The sequence below is a fragment of the Rhizobium sp. T1470 genome (assembly GCF_042140505.1).
Lineage (GTDB): Bacteria > Pseudomonadota > Alphaproteobacteria > Rhizobiales > Rhizobiaceae > Rhizobium > Rhizobium favelukesii.
Genome location: NZ_CP148091.1, coordinates 2,278,470 through 2,296,546 on the forward strand (window position 1 = coordinate 2,278,470; position 18,077 = coordinate 2,296,546).

At 60.3% G+C, this 18,077-nt stretch carries 13 protein-coding genes; 9 read left to right on the forward strand and 4 right to left on the reverse strand.

The window, feature by feature from the left end:
• Positions 1–119: 119 nt before the first annotated feature.
• From uvrA to WGT02_RS11565, 3 genes are read left to right on the forward strand one after another with little or no spacing between them, the layout of a single operon-like run.
• Positions 120–3,044 (forward strand): excinuclease ABC subunit UvrA, encoded by a 2,925-nt coding sequence (gene uvrA, locus WGT02_RS11555; RefSeq protein ID WP_024314869.1) that lies wholly within the window; start codon positions 120–122, stop codon positions 3,042–3,044.
• Entirely contained in the window at positions 3,041–3,505 is a 465-nt protein-coding gene (locus WGT02_RS11560) for a GNAT family N-acetyltransferase (protein WP_024314868.1), read from the forward strand. The genes uvrA and WGT02_RS11560 overlap by 4 nt, the downstream gene beginning before the upstream one ends.
• Before the next feature lie 15 nt (positions 3,506–3,520).
• Positions 3,521–4,327, forward strand: a complete 807-nt coding sequence (locus WGT02_RS11565; RefSeq protein ID WP_024314867.1) for a DUF72 domain-containing protein — start codon at positions 3,521–3,523, stop codon at positions 4,325–4,327.
• Positions 4,328–4,335: 8 nt separating this feature from the next.
• Here the strand turns inward: WGT02_RS11565 and WGT02_RS11570 are convergent, their stop codons facing one another.
• Positions 4,336–5,811: an NAD(P)H-hydrate dehydratase gene (locus WGT02_RS11570; protein WP_208250429.1), complete on the reverse strand. Its 1,476-nt coding sequence runs from the start codon at positions 5,809–5,811 to the stop codon at positions 4,336–4,338.
• Between the two features lie 342 nt (positions 5,812–6,153).
• Between WGT02_RS11570 and WGT02_RS11575 the strand changes: the two genes are divergently transcribed.
• From WGT02_RS11575 to hspQ, 3 genes are all read left to right on the forward strand, one after another.
• Positions 6,154–6,492 (forward strand): P-II family nitrogen regulator, encoded by a 339-nt coding sequence (locus WGT02_RS11575; protein ID WP_003579240.1) that lies wholly within the window; start codon positions 6,154–6,156, stop codon positions 6,490–6,492.
• A gap of 57 nt (positions 6,493–6,549) precedes the next feature.
• Positions 6,550–7,959: a type I glutamate--ammonia ligase gene (gene glnA / locus WGT02_RS11580; protein WP_208250428.1), complete on the forward strand. Its 1,410-nt coding sequence runs from the start codon at positions 6,550–6,552 to the stop codon at positions 7,957–7,959.
• Between the two features lie 155 nt (positions 7,960–8,114).
• Positions 8,115–8,444: a heat shock protein HspQ gene (gene hspQ, locus WGT02_RS11585; RefSeq protein ID WP_024314864.1), complete on the forward strand. Its 330-nt coding sequence runs from the start codon at positions 8,115–8,117 to the stop codon at positions 8,442–8,444.
• A gap of 112 nt (positions 8,445–8,556) precedes the next feature.
• On the opposite strand, the gene WGT02_RS11590 is transcribed toward hspQ, so the two are convergent.
• Positions 8,557–9,216 carry an invasion associated locus B family protein gene (locus tag WGT02_RS11590; protein WP_208250423.1) on the reverse strand — a complete coding sequence of 220 codons (660 nt, stop codon included), beginning with the start codon at positions 9,214–9,216 and terminating at the stop codon, positions 8,557–8,559.
• A 267-nt stretch (positions 9,217–9,483) separates the two neighbouring features.
• Between WGT02_RS11590 and WGT02_RS11595 the strand changes: the two genes are divergently transcribed.
• Entirely contained in the window at positions 9,484–11,289 is a 1,806-nt protein-coding gene (locus tag WGT02_RS11595; protein ID WP_024314862.1) for an extracellular solute-binding protein, read from the forward strand.
• Between the two features lie 83 nt (positions 11,290–11,372).
• The gene (locus WGT02_RS11600) at positions 11,373–12,044 is read left to right on the forward strand and encodes a DsbA family oxidoreductase (protein WP_024314861.1); all 672 of its coding nucleotides are present in this window, start codon (positions 11,373–11,375) and stop codon (positions 12,042–12,044) included.
• A gap of 6 nt (positions 12,045–12,050) precedes the next feature.
• Here WGT02_RS11600 and mfd read toward each other — a convergent pair whose 3' ends face one another.
• Positions 12,051–15,557 (reverse strand): transcription-repair coupling factor, encoded by a 3,507-nt coding sequence (mfd, locus tag WGT02_RS11605; RefSeq protein ID WP_208250422.1) that lies wholly within the window; start codon positions 15,555–15,557, stop codon positions 12,051–12,053.
• Positions 15,557–15,871 carry a succinate dehydrogenase assembly factor 2 gene (locus WGT02_RS11610; RefSeq protein WP_024314859.1) on the reverse strand — a complete coding sequence of 105 codons (315 nt, stop codon included), beginning with the start codon at positions 15,869–15,871 and terminating at the stop codon, positions 15,557–15,559. The genes mfd and WGT02_RS11610 overlap by 1 nt, the downstream gene beginning before the upstream one ends.
• 92 nt (positions 15,872–15,963) lie before the next feature.
• Between WGT02_RS11610 and recG the strand changes: the two genes are divergently transcribed.
• Positions 15,964–18,069: an ATP-dependent DNA helicase RecG gene (gene recG, locus WGT02_RS11615; protein WP_024314858.1), complete on the forward strand. Its 2,106-nt coding sequence runs from the start codon at positions 15,964–15,966 to the stop codon at positions 18,067–18,069.
• The last annotated feature ends 8 nt before the right edge of the window (positions 18,070–18,077 follow it).

The following is an 18,077-nucleotide window of genomic DNA, read 5'->3' on the forward strand; positions in this document are numbered from 1 at the left end:
TTTATCCCTATGATCCTGTCAACCGAATCGAAAACCTTGCGGCGGACGGACATTCAGCCTCGACTCGCCAGCCGGCATCACTAAATAAGGGGCTTGTTCCAGCACAGAAGCAGAAGACGATGAGCGAACTGAAGACGATTTCCATCCGCGGCGCGCGTGAGCATAATTTGAAGGGGATCGATCTCGATCTGCCGCGAAACAAACTTATCGTCATGACCGGCCTTTCTGGCTCCGGCAAATCCTCCCTTGCCTTCGACACCATTTATGCCGAGGGACAGCGGCGTTATGTCGAGAGCCTTTCGGCCTATGCGCGCCAGTTCCTGGAAATGATGCAGAAGCCCGACGTCGACCAGATCGATGGCCTGTCGCCGGCGATTTCGATCGAGCAGAAGACGACCTCGCGCAATCCGCGCTCCACAGTCGGAACGGTGACCGAGATCTACGACTACATGCGCCTGCTTTTTGCGCGCGTCGGCGTGCCTTACTCGCCGGCGACGGGCCTGCCGATCGAGAGCCAGACTGTCAGCCAGATGGTCGACCGCGTCCTCGATTTCGAAGAAGGCACGCGCCTCTATATTCTCGCGCCGATCGTGCGCGGGCGTAAGGGCGAGTATAAGAAAGAGTTGGCAGACCTTATGAAAAAGGGCTTCCAGCGCGTCAAGGTCGACGGCCAGTTCTACGAGATCGCGGATGTGCCGGCTCTCGACAAGAAGTACAAGCATGACATCGACGTCGTGGTCGACCGCATCGTCGTGCGGCCGGATATGGCATCGCGGCTTGCCGACAGCTTCGAGACCTCGCTCAAGCTTGCCGACGGCCTGGCTGTTGCGGAATTCGCCGACAAGCCGCTGCCGCCGGAAGAAACGGCTGCCGGCGGCTCCGCCAACAAGTCGCTCAACGAAACGCATGAGCGAGTCCTCTTCTCGGAGAAGTTCGCCTGCCCGGTGTCGGGCTTCACCATTCCCGAAATCGAGCCCCGGCTCTTTTCATTCAACAATCCTGCCGGCGCCTGCCCGACCTGCGACGGTCTTGGGGCGCAGCAGAAGATCGACGCCAACCTGATCGTGCCAGAGCCCGAGCGCACGCTGCGCGATGGCGCCGTCGCGCCTTGGGCCAAGTCGACGTCGCCTTACTACAACCAGACGCTCGAGGCTCTCGGCAAGCATTACGGCTTCAAGCTCGGCGCCCGTTGGAGCGATCTGTCGGAAAGAGCCAGGGACGTCATTCTGAACGGCACAGACGAGAAGATCGAATTTCACTATGCCGACGGTGCGCGGTCCTACACGACGCAGAAGAATTTCGAGGGCATCATCACCAATCTCGAGCGCCGCTGGAAAGAGACGGATTCCGCCTGGGCGCGCGAGGAGATCGAGCGCTATATGTCGGCAGCCCCCTGCCCGTCTTGCGGCGGTTTCCGCCTGAAGCCGGAGGCACTCGCCGTCAAGATCAACGCGCTGCATATCGGTCAGGTGACCGATATGTCGATCCGCGTTGCTCGTGACTGGTTCGAGGTCCTGCCGCAGTCGCTTAGCGCCAAGCAGAATGAGATTGCTGTTCGCATTCTCAAGGAGATCCGCGACCGTCTACGCTTTCTCAATGATGTCGGCCTGGATTACCTGAGCCTGTCGCGAAACTCCGGCACTCTGTCGGGTGGCGAAAGCCAGCGTATCCGGTTGGCGTCGCAGATCGGTTCCGGGTTGACCGGTGTATTGTATGTCCTCGACGAACCGTCGATCGGTCTCCACCAGCGCGACAATGCCCGCCTGCTCGACACGCTGAAGCACCTTCGCGATATCGGCAATACCGTGATCGTGGTCGAGCATGACGAGGATGCGATCCTGACGGCCGATGACGTCGTTGACATCGGCCCCGCGGCCGGCATCCACGGCGGTCAGGTGATCGCCCACGGAACGCCGCAGGAGATAATGGCGAACCCGAAGTCGCTGACCGGTAAGTACCTTTCCGGCGAGCTTGGCGTGCCGGTTCCAGATGAGCGCCGCAAGCCGAAGAAGGGCAAAGAGATCAAGGTAATCGGTGCCCGCGGCAACAATCTGAAGAATGTCACCGCCTCCATCCCGCTTGGCGTCTTTACGGCAGTCACCGGCGTGTCGGGGGGCGGAAAATCTACGTTTTTGGTCGAGACTCTCTACAAGTCGGCTGCCCGGCGGGTCATGGGTGCGCGCGAAATCCCGGCCGATCATGATCGCATCGACGGGTTCGAGCATATCGACAAGGTCATCGATATCGATCAATCGCCGATCGGCCGCACGCCGCGTTCCAACCCGGCGACCTATACGGGCGCGTTCACACCGATCCGTGACTGGTTTGCCGGTCTGCCGGAAGCCAAGGCGCGTGGCTATCAGCCCGGGCGCTTCTCGTTCAACGTCAAGGGTGGGCGCTGCGAAGCCTGCCAGGGCGACGGTGTCATCAAGATCGAGATGCATTTTCTGCCGGATGTCTATGTCACCTGCGATGTCTGCCATGGTAAGCGTTACAACAGGGAGACGCTCGACGTTACGTTCAAGCACAAGTCCATTGCCGACGTACTCGACATGACCGTCGAGGAAGGCGTTGATTTCTTCGCCGCCGTGCCTGCTGTGCGGGACAAACTGCAGGCGTTGAAGGATGTCGGCCTCGGTTACATCAAGGTCGGTCAGCAGGCGAATACTCTGTCAGGCGGCGAGGCGCAGCGCGTCAAGCTCGCGAAGGAGCTGTCGAAACGGTCGACAGGACGCACGCTCTACATCCTGGACGAACCGACAACCGGCCTGCATTTCCACGACGTTGCCAAGCTCTTGGAAATGCTGCAAGAGCTGGTCAATCAGGGTAATTCGGTGGTCGTCATCGAGCACAATCTCGAGGTCATCAAGACCGCGGACTGGATTCTTGATTTCGGTCCGGAAGGCGGCGATGGCGGCGGTGAGATCGTTGCCGTCGGCACGCCGGAAGCGATCGTCAAGGAGAAACGGTCCTATACCGGACAGTTCCTGAAGGAGTTGCTTGAGCGGCGCCCTGCTCGAAAAGCCGTAGCGGCAGCCGAGTGATGCTGAGAGCGGCCTCGCTCGATGATCTGCAGGCGGTCGAAGCGCTGACCGCGGAGGCCTATGCGCCTTACACGCAGCTCCTTGGGCGTCCGCCGACCCCCGTCGACGAGGATTATGCGCCGCGCATCCGTCGTGGCGAAATCTGGCTGCGGGAGGTGCAAGGCGAGCTCGCGGGCCTCGCCGTTATCGAACGGCACCCCGACCATGTAATGCTCTTCAGCATTGCTGTTGCACCAAGATTTCAGGGTACCGGCCATGGTCTTGCAATCCTGAGACGGGTGGAAGAGATGGCGCGCGAATGGAGGCTTCCGGACGTCCGTCTCTATACGAATGCACGAATGGAGCGGAATATTGCGCTTTATCTGGCGTTCGGTTTTCAGGAAACGGGTCGCCGCGAGCATCCGTATCGGCCAGGATGGGTGATCGTCGACATGGCAAAGCAAGTCGGCGGACAGATATAGTCAGAGGAGGAAGGAATGACGAAATCCGGCAACATTCGCGTTGGCATCGGCGGTTGGACGTTCGAGGCGTGGCGGGATCATTTCTACCCCGGAGACCTGAAGCAGAAGGATGAACTGCATTATGCAAGCCGCAAGCTGAAGGTCATTGAGATCAACGGCACTTATTACAGCTCGCAGAAGCCGGAAACCTTCGCCAAATGGGCCGCGGACGTGCCGGATGGGTTCATATTTTCGCTCAAGGCCAGTCGTTTCGTGACCAATCGCCGGATATTGGCAGAAGCCGGCGAGTCGATGGAACGGTTTCTGAACCAGGGCCTGACAGAACTCGGCGCTCACCTGGGTCCGATCCTCTGGCAATTCGCGCCGACGAAGAAGTTCGACGCTGATGACTTCGAAGGCTTTCTCAAGTTGTTGCCTGAGAAGCAGGATGGCTTGCCTCTGAAGCATGTTGTCGAAGTGCGCCATGACTCGTTCAAGGTGCCGGAATTCGTGGCGCTGCTTGCGAAGTATGGGGTTGCGCCTGTTTGCGCCGAGCATTTCGATTACCCGATGATCGCGGATGTGACGGCCGACTTCGTCTATGCCCGCCTCCAAAAGGGCTCGGACGACATCAGGATGTGTTATTCGCCAAGCGATCTGAAGGCTTGGGCCAAGCGCCTCGAGACCTGGGCGGAGGGCAAGATGCCCGACGATCTGCCCTTGATCGACGCCAGCCGCAAGGTAGCAACCGAGCCGCGCGACGTCTTTGCCTTCATGATCCACGAGGGCAAAGTCAATGCGCCCTTCGGTGCAATGGCATTACAGGAAGAGACGGCACGATAGGGTCGTTTTCAGAGCGGGCGGACATGCGTTGCCAATTCTTCCGCCGTCAGCCCTTTGCCCGCCCGCCCGCCAGCCTCTCCATGCATGTAGACGCCGGCAGCAGCCGCTTCGAAAACCGGAAAGCCTTGGGCCAGCAGGGCTCCGATGATCCCGGCAAGGACATCACCGGATCCGGCTGTCGCGAGCCACACCGGTGCGTTCGTGTTGATATAGGCTCTACCATCCGGCGAAGCGATGACGGTATCTGCGCCCTTGTAGACGATTGCGGCGTTGGCACGTGCCGCCGCCGCCCGCGCCTTTTCGACCTTCCCCATGGCCACGTCGGCGGCGATATCGGGAAATAGTCGGCCGAACTCGCCCTCATGTGGTGTCATGACTAGCCGCGGCTTGCCGGCGAACTGCGAGAAGAGCTCATCTGGAGCATCTTTGAGCGAAGTGAGCCCATCGGCGTCAAGCACCAGATGGCGCTTGGCAAGCGCTGCCACGAACCGGCGTGCCTTGTCGCCGACGCCGAAACCGGGGCCAAGAACGAACGTCTGTAGCCGCTCGTCGCGCAGCCAATCGCGGAGCGCGACCTCGTCGCCGATCGCATGCAGCATGATCGCCGTAAGGTGTGACGCATTGGTGCCCAATGCGTCTTCCGGCGCGGCGATTGTCACAAGCCCTGCCCCGGCCTTCAAACCCGCCATCGCCGACATCCGCGCAGCGCCAGTCTTGCTCTCTTCGCCGGAGAAGACGACAAGGTGGCCACGCTTGTATTTGTGTGTGTCCAGTCCGCTCGATGGCAGCACATGGCGCCATCGTTCCGGCCTGTTCTCTGCGATCTGTTGCTTCTTCTCAGCGCGGATGATGCGGGCGGGTATGCCGATATCGAATACTTCCAGTTCGCCGCAGAGCTCTCGCCCCGGCATCAACAGGTGACCGGGTTTCCGCGTCATGAAGGTCACGGTCCGATCCGCCACAAAAGCCGCTCCTCGAACGGCTCCGGTGCGACCGTCGACGCCGGATGGCAGGTCGACAGCAATCACCGGCACCAGCGCCTCCTTCACCCGTTCAATCACTGTGCAGACGTTCTCCGGAACATCGCGGGCAAGGCCGGACCCGAACAGGGCGTCGATAACCACATCGCCGTTGCGCGGCTGATATGTCTCAAGGGGCTGTGCGGCCGTCGGCGCCAAACTGTCCCTTGCTCGGGCGGCATCTCCCTTGAGCCTCTCCGGTTCTCCCATCTGGAATATATCCACAGTAACGCCGCTCTCAGCCAGTCGACGTGCGGCAACATAGCCGTCGCCACCGTTGTTGCCGGGTCCACACAGCACGGCCGCGCGAAGGGCGGCCGGAAAATCGCGCAGCAAAATGGCTGCTGCCGCGGCACCTGCCCGTTCCATAAGGGAATAGCTATCGATACCCGACGCGGCTGCCGCCGCATCGACAGCGGTCATGTCTTCCGGGGCGAGGAGCAACTCAGAGATTCCGTCGATCATCGCCGCATTCAAACAGAAATCGCCTAAATAACAACCGGCCGATTGATCATTGCGCAGATCAACAAATATGCAATTGCACAAAAGAAAGGCCATCGCTGTGCTTTGTCGGGAATTATTAGTGCGGGCAAATATTCCAGAAATTGGCCTGGATTTGCCTCCAGTACGTCGAATCTCGAATGTTTTTATCCAAAAAAACCCGAAAATTACTGATTCTGCGCACTTTTTCGAACGGTTGGTGGTGTTTTTCGAAAAATCGGCTTCCCAACTGGCACGATAACTGCATCATGACGCAAAGCAGGTCTGAGCCTGCTTTTAACGGGAGAAGCGGAGAGTCATTTTCTCATGAAAAAGATCGAAGCGATCATTAAGCCCTTCAAGCTCGACGAAGTGAAGGAAGCCCTTCAGGAAGTTGGCCTGCAGGGTATTACAGTTACGGAAGCGAAGGGCTTCGGTCGCCAGAAGGGCCATACGGAACTCTACCGTGGCGCGGAATATGTCGTCGACTTCCTGCCGAAGGTGAAGGTGGAAGTCGTCCTTGCGGACGAGAACGCGGAGGCCGTCATCGACGCGATCCGCAAGGCCGCGCAAACCGGCCGCATCGGCGACGGTAAGATTTTCGTGTCAAATATCGAAGAAGTCATCCGCATCCGCACCGGCGAAACCGGTATCGATGCCATCTAGTCTTTATCGCCTTCCGGCGAACCAAACTATCGTCATCTCAAATAAAGGAACTATTTAATGGCGACCGCAAGCGAAATTCTTAAGCAGATCAAGGAAAACGACGTCAAGTTCGTCGACCTGCGCTTCACCGACCCGAAGGGCAAGCTGCAGCATGTCACGATGGACGTGGTCTGCGTCGACGAGGACATGTTCGCCGACGGCGTCATGTTCGACGGTTCCTCGATCGCAGGCTGGAAGGCCATTAACGAATCCGACATGGTACTGATGCCGGACGCGGAAACGGTTCACATGGACCCTTTCTTCGCCCAGTCCACCATGGTCATTCTCTGCGACATTCTCGATCCAGTTTCCGGCGAAGCCTACAATCGCGATCCGCGCGGCACTGCCAAGAAGGCTGAGGCTTACCTGAAGGCATCCGGCATCGGCGACACGGTCTTCGTTGGCCCGGAAGCAGAATTCTTCGTCTTCGACGACGTTCGCTACAAGGCTGATCCTTACAATACCGGATTCAAGCTCGATTCCACGGAACTTCCGTCGAACGACGACACGGAATACGAAACCGGCAACCTCGGCCACCGTCCGCGCGTCAAGGGCGGCTACGTCCCAGTTCCGCCGATCGACAGCTGCCAGGACATGCGTTCGGAAATGCTGACGGTTCTGTCCGAAATGGGCGTCGTCGTCGAGAAGCATCATCACGAAGTGGCGGCCGCCCAGCACGAGCTCGGCATCAAGTTCGATACGCTCGTCCGCAACGCCGACAAGATGCAGATCTACAAGTACGTCGTGCACCAGGTCGCCAACGCCTACGGCAAGACGGCCACCTTCATGCCGAAGCCGATCTTCGGCGACAACGGCTCGGGCATGCACGTTCACCAGTCGATCTGGAAGGGCGGCAAGCCGACCTTCGCCGGCGACGAATATGCAGGTCTTTCTGAAACATGCCTCTACTACATCGGCGGCATCATCAAGCATGCCAAGGCGATCAACGCTTTTACGAACCCGTCGACGAATTCCTACAAGCGTCTCGTCCCGGGCTATGAGGCCCCGGTGCTGCTCGCCTACTCGGCTCGCAACCGCTCCGCCTCGTGCCGTATTCCGTTCGGCACCAACCCGAAGGCAAAGCGCGTCGAAGTCCGCTTCCCGGACCCGGTGGCGAACCCCTACCTCGCCTTCGCCGCGATGCTGATGGCTGGTCTCGACGGCATCAAGAACAAGATCCATCCTGGCAAGGCCATGGACAAGGATCTCTACGACCTGCCGCCGAAGGAGCTGAAGAAGATCCCGACGGTCTGCGGCTCGCTGCGCGAAGCGCTCGAAAGCCTCGACAAGGACCGCAAGTTCCTGACGGCCGGCGGTGTCTTCGATGACGACCAGATCGACTCCTTCATCGAGTTGAAGATGGCCGAAGTGATGCGCTTCGAGATGACGCCGCATCCGGTCGAGTACGACATGTACTACTCGGCTTGACGATCAAGAAAGGGAAGCCTCGGCTAGGCCGGGGCTTCCCGTACCGATGTCACGCGGCCAAGCGGCGGATGTGACACTCATGTGACGAGATCCTGCACAAATCTTGATTTGAGTAGGGCCAATCACCAAATCAGGTGATGAAAGGAAGTCGTACCATGAAAGAAAGAGTAGCAAAGTTCAGTATCGGCGAAGTGGTTCGGCACAAGGTATTTCCGTTCCGTGGCGTCATATTTGACGTAGATCCGGAATTTGCGAACACGGAAGAATGGTGGAACTCCATTCCAGCCGAAGTACGCCCCAGCAAGGACCAGCCCTTCTACCACTTGCTCGCCGAAAACGATGAAAACGAATACGTCGCCTACGTATCCGAGCAGAATCTGATAAATGACGAAAGCGGCGTCCCGCTTCGCAATGAGCAGGTCTATCAGATTTTCGATATGGCACCCTCGGGTCAGTTCAAGCCCAAGATGAACTTCACCCATTAAGGTTTGATGCCAACATGCGAAAGCCCCGTCCTTGGCGGGGCTTTTCTTTGCTCTACAGCAACAAAAAACCCGGCTCAAGGCCGGGTTTTCGGTATTCTTTTGGCACTCTGGCTTACTGAGCCTTTGCTGCCTTTTGTGCTTCTTCGAGCTTCTTGCGGGCTTCGTCAGCCTTCTTCAGCATGCTGTCCTGCAAGCTCTTCTGGCTTTCTGCCAGCTTGGAAGCGGAAACCGGTTCGCCGTCGAATGCGCCGGTGAAGCCTTCAAGCGAGATCTTGATCGGGTTCGGCGCGCGGCGGAAGTTGATCGAGGTCAGAACCAGATCGGTGCCCTTCTTCAGGCTAGCGACCATGGCGTCGGTCAGCTGGATCTGGGCGACGCAGCGATCGGGCATACACATCAGGTAGTCGATCTTCTGGCCTTTGCCGCCGTCGATCTGCAGGGAAACGCCCGGCGGGATCAGACGAGCCGGCGGCACCGAAACCTGGAGGCTCTTGTTGTTGATCTTGCCGGAGATGGTGATGAGGCCAACGCCCGTAACGAGCTGGCCGCCGCCTGCAAGAACGACGTTCTGGACGACGCAGACGTCATTGTCTTCCTGCTTGCTGCAGGTCTTGTACCAGCCGAGACGCGGGGCGCCGGCAGCAGTGGCGGGAGCGTCGGCGGGGGCCGCTGCATCTTGCGCGAAGGACGATACCGGAGCCGCTGCAGCACCGAGCATCACTGCCAGAACGGACAGGGCTGCCCGCGTTTTGTTTTCAGCCTTGAACATCATAACGAATTCCGTCTCCTGAAATCCCTTAGGGACGACAACGTGCCATCCTCACCAACGGGGTTGTTCGCACTCCACCTCTTAAAACAATGAGGCAAATGCATGACCCCCGACTTTCGGGTTCCCCTGTTACATTGCGTCGGGTCAGATATCCAGTATTTCTTTGACCTTTTCAGGGTCATCCGAAAGAATTCGGCGCCGATGGCGAACTGCGGTGGCTGCGTGATAGTCTTGCGCCGAATCGTGCCGTTCCCGGAAAGGACCTCAACGATGCTCCGGATCGTTCTTCCCGTCATCTTCACCCTGGTTGGCAGCGCAGCTCTCGCCGAGCCGGTGCATGGCATCGCAATGCATGGTGCACCGGCCCTGCCCGCCGATTTCAAGCATCTTCCCTACGTCAATCCCGATGTGAAGAAGGGCGGGAAGATCAATTATGGGGTCGTCGGGACCTTTGACAGCCTCAATCCCTTTATCCTGAAAAGCATGCGCACGACGGCGCGCGGCATGTGGGACCCCGAATACGGGAACCTCGTCTTTGAGACGCTGATGCTTCGCTCGCGCGACGAACCCTTCACGCTCTATGGCCTGCTTGCCCAGTCCGTCGAATGGGATGAGGATCGCAGCTATATCCAGTTCAATCTCAATCCGGCTGCCAAGTGGTCGGACGGCCAGCCGGTGACGCCGGATGACGTGATCTTCACCTTCAACCTTTTGAAGGAAAAGGGCCGCGTTCCCTTCAACACGCGACTGAACGCCGTGGCGAAGATGGAGAAGGTCGGAGACCACAGCGTTCGCTTCACCTTCAACGACAAGGCCGATCGCGAGTTTCCGCTGATCCTCGCTGGCTCCACACCGATCCTGCCAAAGCACGCCATCGACCCCGAGACATTCGATCGGTCATCGCTCACGCCTCCTGTCGGATCCGGTCCCTACAAGATCAAGTCGCTGAAGCCTGGCGAAAGCATAACCTTCGAACGCGATCCCAACTACTGGGGCAAGGATGTTCCTGCGAAAGTAGGCCTCGACAACTACGACCAGATCACGGTCCAGTATTTTCTGCAGGACACCACTCTCTTCGAGTCCTTCAAGAAGGGCGATATCGACATCTACCCGGACGGCAGTCCCGGCCATTGGGCGAGCGCTTACAATTTCCCGGCAGCAACATCCGGCAACGTCGTGAAGGACACCTTTGAACCAAAGCTTCCGAGCGGCATGTTCGGCTTCGTCTTCAACACCCGGCGGCCGGTCTTCAACAACGCGAAGCTCCGCGAGGGGCTGTCGTTGATCTTCGATTTCGAATGGGCGAACAAGAACCTCTTCTCGAACGCCTACATCCGCACCCAAAGCTTCTGGCAGAACTCGGATCTGTCGAGCTTCGGGGTGCCTGCCGACGAGCGCGAGCTGAAACTGCTCGGCCCCATCAAGGATCGTATCGATCCGGCGATTCTGAACGGCACCTACAAGCTTCCCGTAACGGATGGCTCAGGCCGCGATCGCAACGTCCTGAGGCAGGCGGCGGCGCTCCTCAAGGAAGCAGGCTATACGATCAAGAACGGCAAGATGAGCGACGCCAACGGTCGGCCGCTTGCCTTCGAGATCATGACGCAGAACACCGATCAGGAGAAGCTCGCGGTCTCCTACCAGCGTTCGCTCCAGCTGCTCGGCATTGCCGCGACGATCCGCACGGTCGACGATTCGCAGTATCAGAGCCGCACGAATAGCTTCGACTACGATGTCATCGTGAAGTCCTACACGTCGTCTCTGTCTCCGGGCATCGAACAGCTGGGGCGCTGGTCTTCCGCGGCCAAGGATCGTGAAGGCACCGACAATTTCGCCGGCGTCGCCGATCCCGGTGTCGATACGTTGATCCAGCACATCCTCATGGCTCGTTCGGCAGAAGACTTTACAGCGGCGGTGCGCTCTCACGACCGTATGCTCCTGTCGGGGCACTATGTTCTGCCGCTCTACCACGTCGATCAGCAATGGGTCGCGCGCAGCAAGCGCATCGGCCACCCCGAGACGGTTCCGCTCTACGGCTACCAGCTGCCGGCATGGTGGGATCAGAGCGTCCAATAGAATCCTTTTTCCTGCCTGGTTGAAGTCTCCCGCCGCAAGGCCTAGATGGCGGGAACGTTTCGGTTTGAGAAAAAGGAAAGCCCATGGAACGCATTACCATCGACGTTGTCTCTGATGTCGTCTGCCCGTGGTGCTATCTCGGCAAGGCGCGGCTGGAGCTTGCGATCGCCGAAGTCCAGGACGAGGTCGGTGTGGACATCAACTGGCGCCCGTACCGCCTCAACCCCGACTATCCGCCCGAAGGCGTCGACCAGAAGAAAGCGCTGGAGCAGAAGCTCGGCGGCGCCGAGCGTGTCGCTCAAGGGCACAAGATGCTGAGCGAGCTTGGTCGCGAAGTCGGCATCAACTTCGATTTCGACGCGATCAAGATCGGCCCGAACACGCTGGATGCACACCGCCTGATCCATTGGGCAATGGTCGAGGATCGCGAGAAGCAGGACCGTGTCGTCAATGCCCTCTTCAAGGCCAATTTCGAGGAAGGGCGCAACGTCGGCGACCATGCCGTTCTGCTCAATATCGCACAGAACGCCGGTATGGACCGAGCGGTCGTCTCCTCCCTGCTCGCGTCCGACGCCGACAAGGATCTCGTGATCGCCGAGATCGAAGCCGCGCAGAAGATGGGCGTCAACGGCGTGCCGTTCTTCATCTTCGACCAGCAGTATGCCGTCAGCGGCGCTCAGACACCGGATGTGTTGGCAAACGCCCTTCGCGATATCGCCAAGGCGAAGGCCGAAGCGCGCGCCGGCATGAACTGAGCGTGCTTACGCCTTCGCCATTTCCGCGAGCTGCGTCATGATAACGGCTGCACCCTGCAGCCGCTTTTCCGGTGTCGGCAGGTCGCGGGTGAGGAATACACTTTGGTCAGGCCGAATCTTCGCCATGGAGCCCTGCTTGGCGATGTAGCCAACCACGCTTGCCGGATTCGGAAACTCCTTGTTGCGGAATTGGATGACAACGCCCTTGGGCCCCGCATCCAGCTTCTCCACGTTGGCGACGCGGCAGAGCGATTTCACGTAGACGATCTTCAGGAGGTGCTGGACCTCGATCGGCATCGGGCCGAAGCGGTCGATCATTTCAGCGCCGAAGCCGTCGATTTCCTTCAGTTCCGCGATCTCCCCGAGACGGCGATAGAGTGCCATGCGCAGGTGCAGATCGGGCACGTAGCCATCCGGGATCATCACCGAAGTTCCGACCGAGATCTGAGGCGACCAGCCGCTATCCTGGATCTCATCGACGCCCTTCACCTCGGCAACGGCCTCTTCCAGCATCTGCTGATAGAGCTCGAAGCCGACTTCCTTGATATGGCCGGACTGCTCCTCGCCAAGCAGATTACCTGCTCCGCGAATGTCGAGATCGTGACTGGCAAGCTGGAAGCCCGCACCAAGCGTGTCGAGCGACTGCAGCACCTTGAGGCGACGTTCGGCCGTCGCCGTCAGCACCTTGTTGACCGGCAGCGTGAAGAGCGCGAAGGCGCGGACCTTCGAGCGTCCGACGCGGCCGCGTAGCTGATAAAGCTGAGCGAGGCCGAACATATCGGCGCGGTGGACGATCAGCGTGTTGGCGGTCGGCACGTCGAGACCCGATTCTACGATCGTCGTCGACAGCAGCACGTCGTAGCGCCCTTCGTAGAAGGCATTCATGATGTCTTCGAGTTCGCCAGCCGGCATCTGACCGTGCGCGACAGCGACTTTCAGTTCCGGCACGTCGGAGCGCAGGAACGCATGCACATCCTCGAGATCGGCAAGCCGCGGGCAGACATAGAAGCTTTGACCGCCGCGATAGTGCTCGCGCATCAGCGTTTCGCGGATGACGAGCGAATCGAACGGCGAAATGAAGGTGCGCACCGCCATGCGGTCGACCGGCGGCGTCGTGATCAGCGACAGCTCGCGCACACCCGTCATCGCGAGCTGGAGCGTGCGGGGGATCGGTGTTGCAGAAAGAGTCAGAACGTGTACGTCGCTCTTCAACTCCTTCAGACGCTCCTTGTGCTTGACGCCGAAGTGCTGTTCTTCGTCGATGATCAGCAGCCCGAGATTGGCGAACTGGATGCCCGCACCGAGAAGCGCGTGGGTACCGACGACGATGTCAGTCTTGCCCTCGGCCACTTCCTTCTTCGTCAGTGCCAGCTCCTTCGAACCGACGAGGCGCGAGGCCTGCTGGATGCGCACAGGCAGGCCGCGGAACCGCTCGGAGAAGGTCTTGAAGTGCTGGCGGGCCAGCAGCGTGGTCGGCACGACCACGGCAACTTGAATACCATTCATCGCCGCCACGAAGGCAGCACGAAGCGCCACCTCTGTCTTGCCGAAGCCGACGTCGCCGCAGACGAGACGATCCATCGGCCGGCCGGCCCCAAGATCGGAGCGCACGGCCTCGATGGCGTTGTCCTGGTCTTCCGTCTCGTCGTAGGGGAAGCGGGCGGAGAACTCATCATAGAGACCTTCCGGCGTCGTCAGCACGGGCGCGTGTCGCGTCAGGCGTTCGGCGGCAATACGGATCAGCGCATCCGCCATATCGAGCAGTCGCTTCTTGAGCTTGGCCTTGCGCATCTGCCATGCGCCACCGCCGAGCTTGTCGAGCGGAGCTTCCGTCCCCTCGCCGCCGTAGCGCGACAGCAGATCGATATTCTCGACCGGTAGGAAGAGCTTCGCATCGTCGGCATACTGCAGTTCAAGGCAGGCATGCGGCGCGCCCGCCGCTTCGATCGTCCGCAGGCCCACGAACCGGCCGATGCCGTGCTGCGCGTGGACGACGACCGAACCTTCATCGAGACCGGCGACCTCAGAGATGAAATCCGCAGCGCGTTTGCGCCGCTTCGAGCGCCGCACCATGCGGTCGCCGAGAATGTCCTGCTCGCCGATGACCACCAGATTGCCGGCTTCAAATCCGGATTCGAGACTGAGCACAGCGGCTGCTGCCTCGCCTTTGGCAAGGCTGTCGATCTCTTTCAGGGCGCCGATCGGTTTCACGCGCTCCAGGCCGTGTTCGTTCAGCACCTGCAGCAGACGGTCTAGCGAACCTTCCGTCCAGGCGGTGATCAACACCTTGGCGCCGGATGAGCGTTTGTCGGCAATATGTTTCACGACGGCGTCGAAGACATTCACGCGTTCGGCATTGCCACCCCCCTCCGCGTTCGAGCGTGCCCACCGCTCGCCCTGTCGAGCATCGAGATTGATGACGCGCCGCGCCTCTCCCTCGTGCTCGTTGAAGGGCGAAATCCGCATCGCGTCGAACGCGTCGAGCGTGTTGGCGAAAGTCTTTCCGTCCAAATAGAGCTGGCCGGGCGTCACGGGTTTATAGGGCGTTCCTTGCGCCATCTGACCTTTGCCGGGCTGTCCGGAATTCAGGCGCGCGTCATAATAGTCGAACACAAGCTTGGAGCGCTCCTCGGCAGCCTGGCGTACCGCGTGATCGGTCACCAGTCGGAAGCCTGTGAGATAGTCGAATACCGTCTCCAGCTTCTCGTAGAAAAGCGGCAGCCAATGCTCCGTGCCCGGATAGCGCCGCCCCTCCGATATGGCGAGATAAAGCGCATCGTCGCGCGTTGCCGCGCCGAACGAGGAGAGGTAGTTCTTGCGGAAACGGCTGATGGTATCGGGCGTCAGCGTGACCTCGCTCATCGGGTTAAGGTCGAGTGAACGGAGCTGCCCTGTCGTGCGCTGGCTTGCCGGATCGAAGCTGCGGATGCTTTCCAGCGTGTCGCCGAAGAAATCGAGGCGAACAGGCTCCTCGGAACCGGGCACAAAGACATCCAGAATGCCGCCGCGCACCGCATATTCGCCGACCTCGCGCACCGTTGCGACGCGGTCGAAACCATTGCGTTCCAACCGCCCGGCAATGTTGTCCATGCGCACAGTGTTTCCCGGACGTGCGGAAAACGCCAGGCTCTCGATGACCTCCTGCGGGGCAACCTTCTGCAGCATTGCATTGACGGTCACCAGCACGATGGCCGCATGCGGTTTCTTGCGATGCGCGATCAGGCCGCCCAGCGCCGCGAGCCGGCGTGCTGAGGTATCCGCGCTCGGCGAAACGCGGTCGTAAGGAAGACAGTCCCAGGCCGGCAGTGTCAGGACCGGGATCTCGGGCGCGACGAAGCCGAGAATCTGCTCCAAGTCGGCCATCCGCTGGCCATCGGAAAGCACGTAAGCGAGCGGCTCGCCGGCGCGCGCCAGATCGGCCAGCAACAAAGCCTCCACACCTGTGGGCACGTTGCCGATGGTCAGCGGCTCGGCGACGGCTGACAGCTTCTTTACGTTAAAACCTGGGATCATTACGCGTTCCTGGGCAGGGCGTCGGCTGGATACTCGAAATCGGGCTTGTAGGCGGCAAGGCGCTCGAACATCGGCGTCTGAAAACGCTCGGGCACCGGCCATGTTCCCATGATCCAGCGCACAAGATCGTTGTCCTCTTCGGCCATGACGGTTTCGAACTCGTCGAGTTCGGTCTCTGACAGGGTCGCGATCTCCTTTTCGGCGAACTGCCCGAAGACCAGATCCATCTCGCGAATGCCGCGATGCCAGCAGCGAAAGAGGATTCGGCGGCGGCGCGGATCAAGATCGGCGCTCGAGAGTGACACACCCGTCATGGCGTTACCTTCCTGTTGATGCGCCTCTATAGACCCTCGAAAGCGGCTTGTCAGCCTTGCCAAGGCCGCATTGTTCATCGCATTTTGCCGCCATGCGCCCCGCTATTCTCGATCCGCTGTTTTCGCCCGTTTCCGCCCTGCCCGGCGTCGGCCCAAAGATCGCCGAGCTGCTGGTAAAGCTGCTTGGGCGCGAGACGCCTGACGATACGCGCGTCGTCGATCTGCTGTTTCATGCGCCGCACTCCCTGATCGACCGTCGAAACCAGCCCGGTATCGCCCGCGCGCCGCAAGGCGCCATCGTCACCGTCACGGCTCGCGTGGATCGCCACCAGGTGCCGCCGCGCGGCAAAAGCAACATCCCTTACCGCGTCGTCCTGCATGACGAGTCCGGCGAACTGACACTCGTTTTCTTCCGCGGCCAGCCGGCATGGCTGGAAAAGCAATTACCGCTCGACGAAGAGGTGACCGTCAGCGGCAAGATCGACTGGTTCAATGGCCGCGCTTCGATGGTGCATCCAGACTATATTGTGAAGGCCAGCGAAGCCGAGAATCTGCCCCTCGTCGAGCCGATTTACCCCCTCACCGCAGGTCTTTCGCCAAAGACACTGCGCAAGATCATCGAAGCCGCGCTGCCGCGCACGCCCGAACTTCCGGAATGGATCGACCTGACCCTCGCACAGAAACAGGGGCTGCCCTCGACAGCGGACGCTTTCCACGCCCTGCACGAACCATGTGATCCCGCGGATATCGATACGCAAGCCCCCGCCCGTCGCCGCCTCGCCTATGACGAATTCATGGCGGGCCAGCTCTCCCTCAGTCTAGTGCGCCAGCGCCTGCGCAAGGTCGCCGGCCAACCGGTGCATGCTACCGGCATCATCAGTCGGCAAATCCTGCAGACCCTGCCGTTCTCTCCGACCGGCAGCCAGAACGCCGCGGTTGCAGATATCCTCAAGGATATGGCCGGCGAGGACCGCATGCTGCGGCTGCTGCAGGGCGATGTCGGTTCCGGCAAGACGTTGGTCGCACTGATAGCGATGGCCGCTGTCATCGAAAGCGGCGGCCAGGCCGTCCTGATGGCCCCCACGGAGATCCTCGCGCGTCAACACTACGCGACGATCTCGAGATTCGCCGCTTCGGCCGGTCTGCGCCTCGAAGTCCTCACAGGCCGTACCAAGGGTCGTGAGCGCGAAGACATCCTCGAGAGGATCGCGTCGGGAGAGGCGCAGATCGTTATCGGCACACACGCCCTGTTCCAAGACACCGTCAACTATCGCAACCTGATGCTGGCTGTCGTTGACGAGCAGCATCGTTTCGGCGTCCACCAGCGCCTGCGACTGACCGCCAAGGGCATCACGCCGCACATGCTTGTGATGACGGCGACGCCGATCCCGCGAACCCTGGTGCTTGCCGCCTTCGGCGACATGGACGTCTCGAAGCTGACGGAAAAGCCGGCCGGCCGAAAGCCGATCCAGACGATTACCGTGCCGACCGAACGCATTGGCGAGATCGTTGGACGGCTGAAGAGCGCGGTCGGAGAGGGCAAGAAGGCCTATTGGATCTGCCCGCTCGTCGAGGAATCCGAGGAGAGCGATCTGATGTCGGTCGAAGAGCGCCATGCAACGCTCGTCTCGTCGCTCGGCCCAGGCATCGGTTTGATCCACGGCCGCATGAGCGGCGCCGAAAAGGACGCCGTGATGATGGCGTTCAAGAACGGCGAAATCCGCCTGTTGGTCGCCACGACCGTGGTGGAAGTCGGCGTGGATATTCCTGATGCTACGATCATGGTGATCGAGCATGCCGAGCGCTTCGGCCTGGCGCAGTTGCATCAGCTTCGCGGCCGTGTCGGCCGCGGCGACGCGGCCTCGACCTGCATCCTGCTCTATAAGGGACCGCTTGGCGAGACCGGCCATGCGCGCCTGTCGATCATGCGTGAAACCGAAGACGGCTTCCGCATTGCAGAGGAAGACCTGAAACTGCGCGGCGAAGGCGAACTGCTCGGCACACGGCAATCGGGAACACCGGGCTTTCGTATCGCGAGCCTGGAGGCTCATGCCGATCTTCTGGAAATCGCCCGCCGCGATGCTGCGTATCTGATAGAGCGTGATCCGGACCTCACCAGCGACCGCGGCAAGGCCGTCCGCACCCTGCTCTACCTGTTCCGTCGCGATGAGGCGATCCGCTTCCTACATGCCGGGTGAGTCGCGCG

Bases quoted from the DNA above. Each gene is read 5' to 3' on its own strand.
- mfd (WP_208250422.1), bottom strand. From the start codon at position 15,557: ATGATCCCAGGTTTTAACGTAAAGAAGCTGTCAGCCGTCGCCGAGCCG.
- WGT02_RS11600 (WP_024314861.1), top strand. From the start codon at position 11,373: ATGGAACGCATTACCATCGACGTTGTCTCTGATGTCGTCTGCCCGTGG.
- WGT02_RS11610 (WP_024314859.1), bottom strand. From the start codon at position 15,871: ATGACGGGTGTGTCACTCTCGAGCGCCGATCTTGATCCGCGCCGCCGC.
- recG (WP_024314858.1), top strand. From the start codon at position 15,964: ATGCGCCCCGCTATTCTCGATCCGCTGTTTTCGCCCGTTTCCGCCCTG.
- hspQ (WP_024314864.1), top strand. From the start codon at position 8,115: ATGAAAGAAAGAGTAGCAAAGTTCAGTATCGGCGAAGTGGTTCGGCAC.
- glnA (WP_208250428.1), top strand. From the start codon at position 6,550: ATGGCGACCGCAAGCGAAATTCTTAAGCAGATCAAGGAAAACGACGTC.
- WGT02_RS11575 (WP_003579240.1), top strand. From the start codon at position 6,154: ATGAAAAAGATCGAAGCGATCATTAAGCCCTTCAAGCTCGACGAAGTG.
- WGT02_RS11565 (WP_024314867.1), top strand. From the start codon at position 3,521: ATGACGAAATCCGGCAACATTCGCGTTGGCATCGGCGGTTGGACGTTC.
- WGT02_RS11590 (WP_208250423.1), bottom strand. From the start codon at position 9,216: ATGATGTTCAAGGCTGAAAACAAAACGCGGGCAGCCCTGTCCGTTCTG.
- WGT02_RS11595 (WP_024314862.1), top strand. From the start codon at position 9,484: ATGCTCCGGATCGTTCTTCCCGTCATCTTCACCCTGGTTGGCAGCGCA.
- WGT02_RS11570 (WP_208250429.1), bottom strand. From the start codon at position 5,811: ATGATCGACGGAATCTCTGAGTTGCTCCTCGCCCCGGAAGACATGACC.
- uvrA (WP_024314869.1), top strand. From the start codon at position 120: ATGAGCGAACTGAAGACGATTTCCATCCGCGGCGCGCGTGAGCATAAT.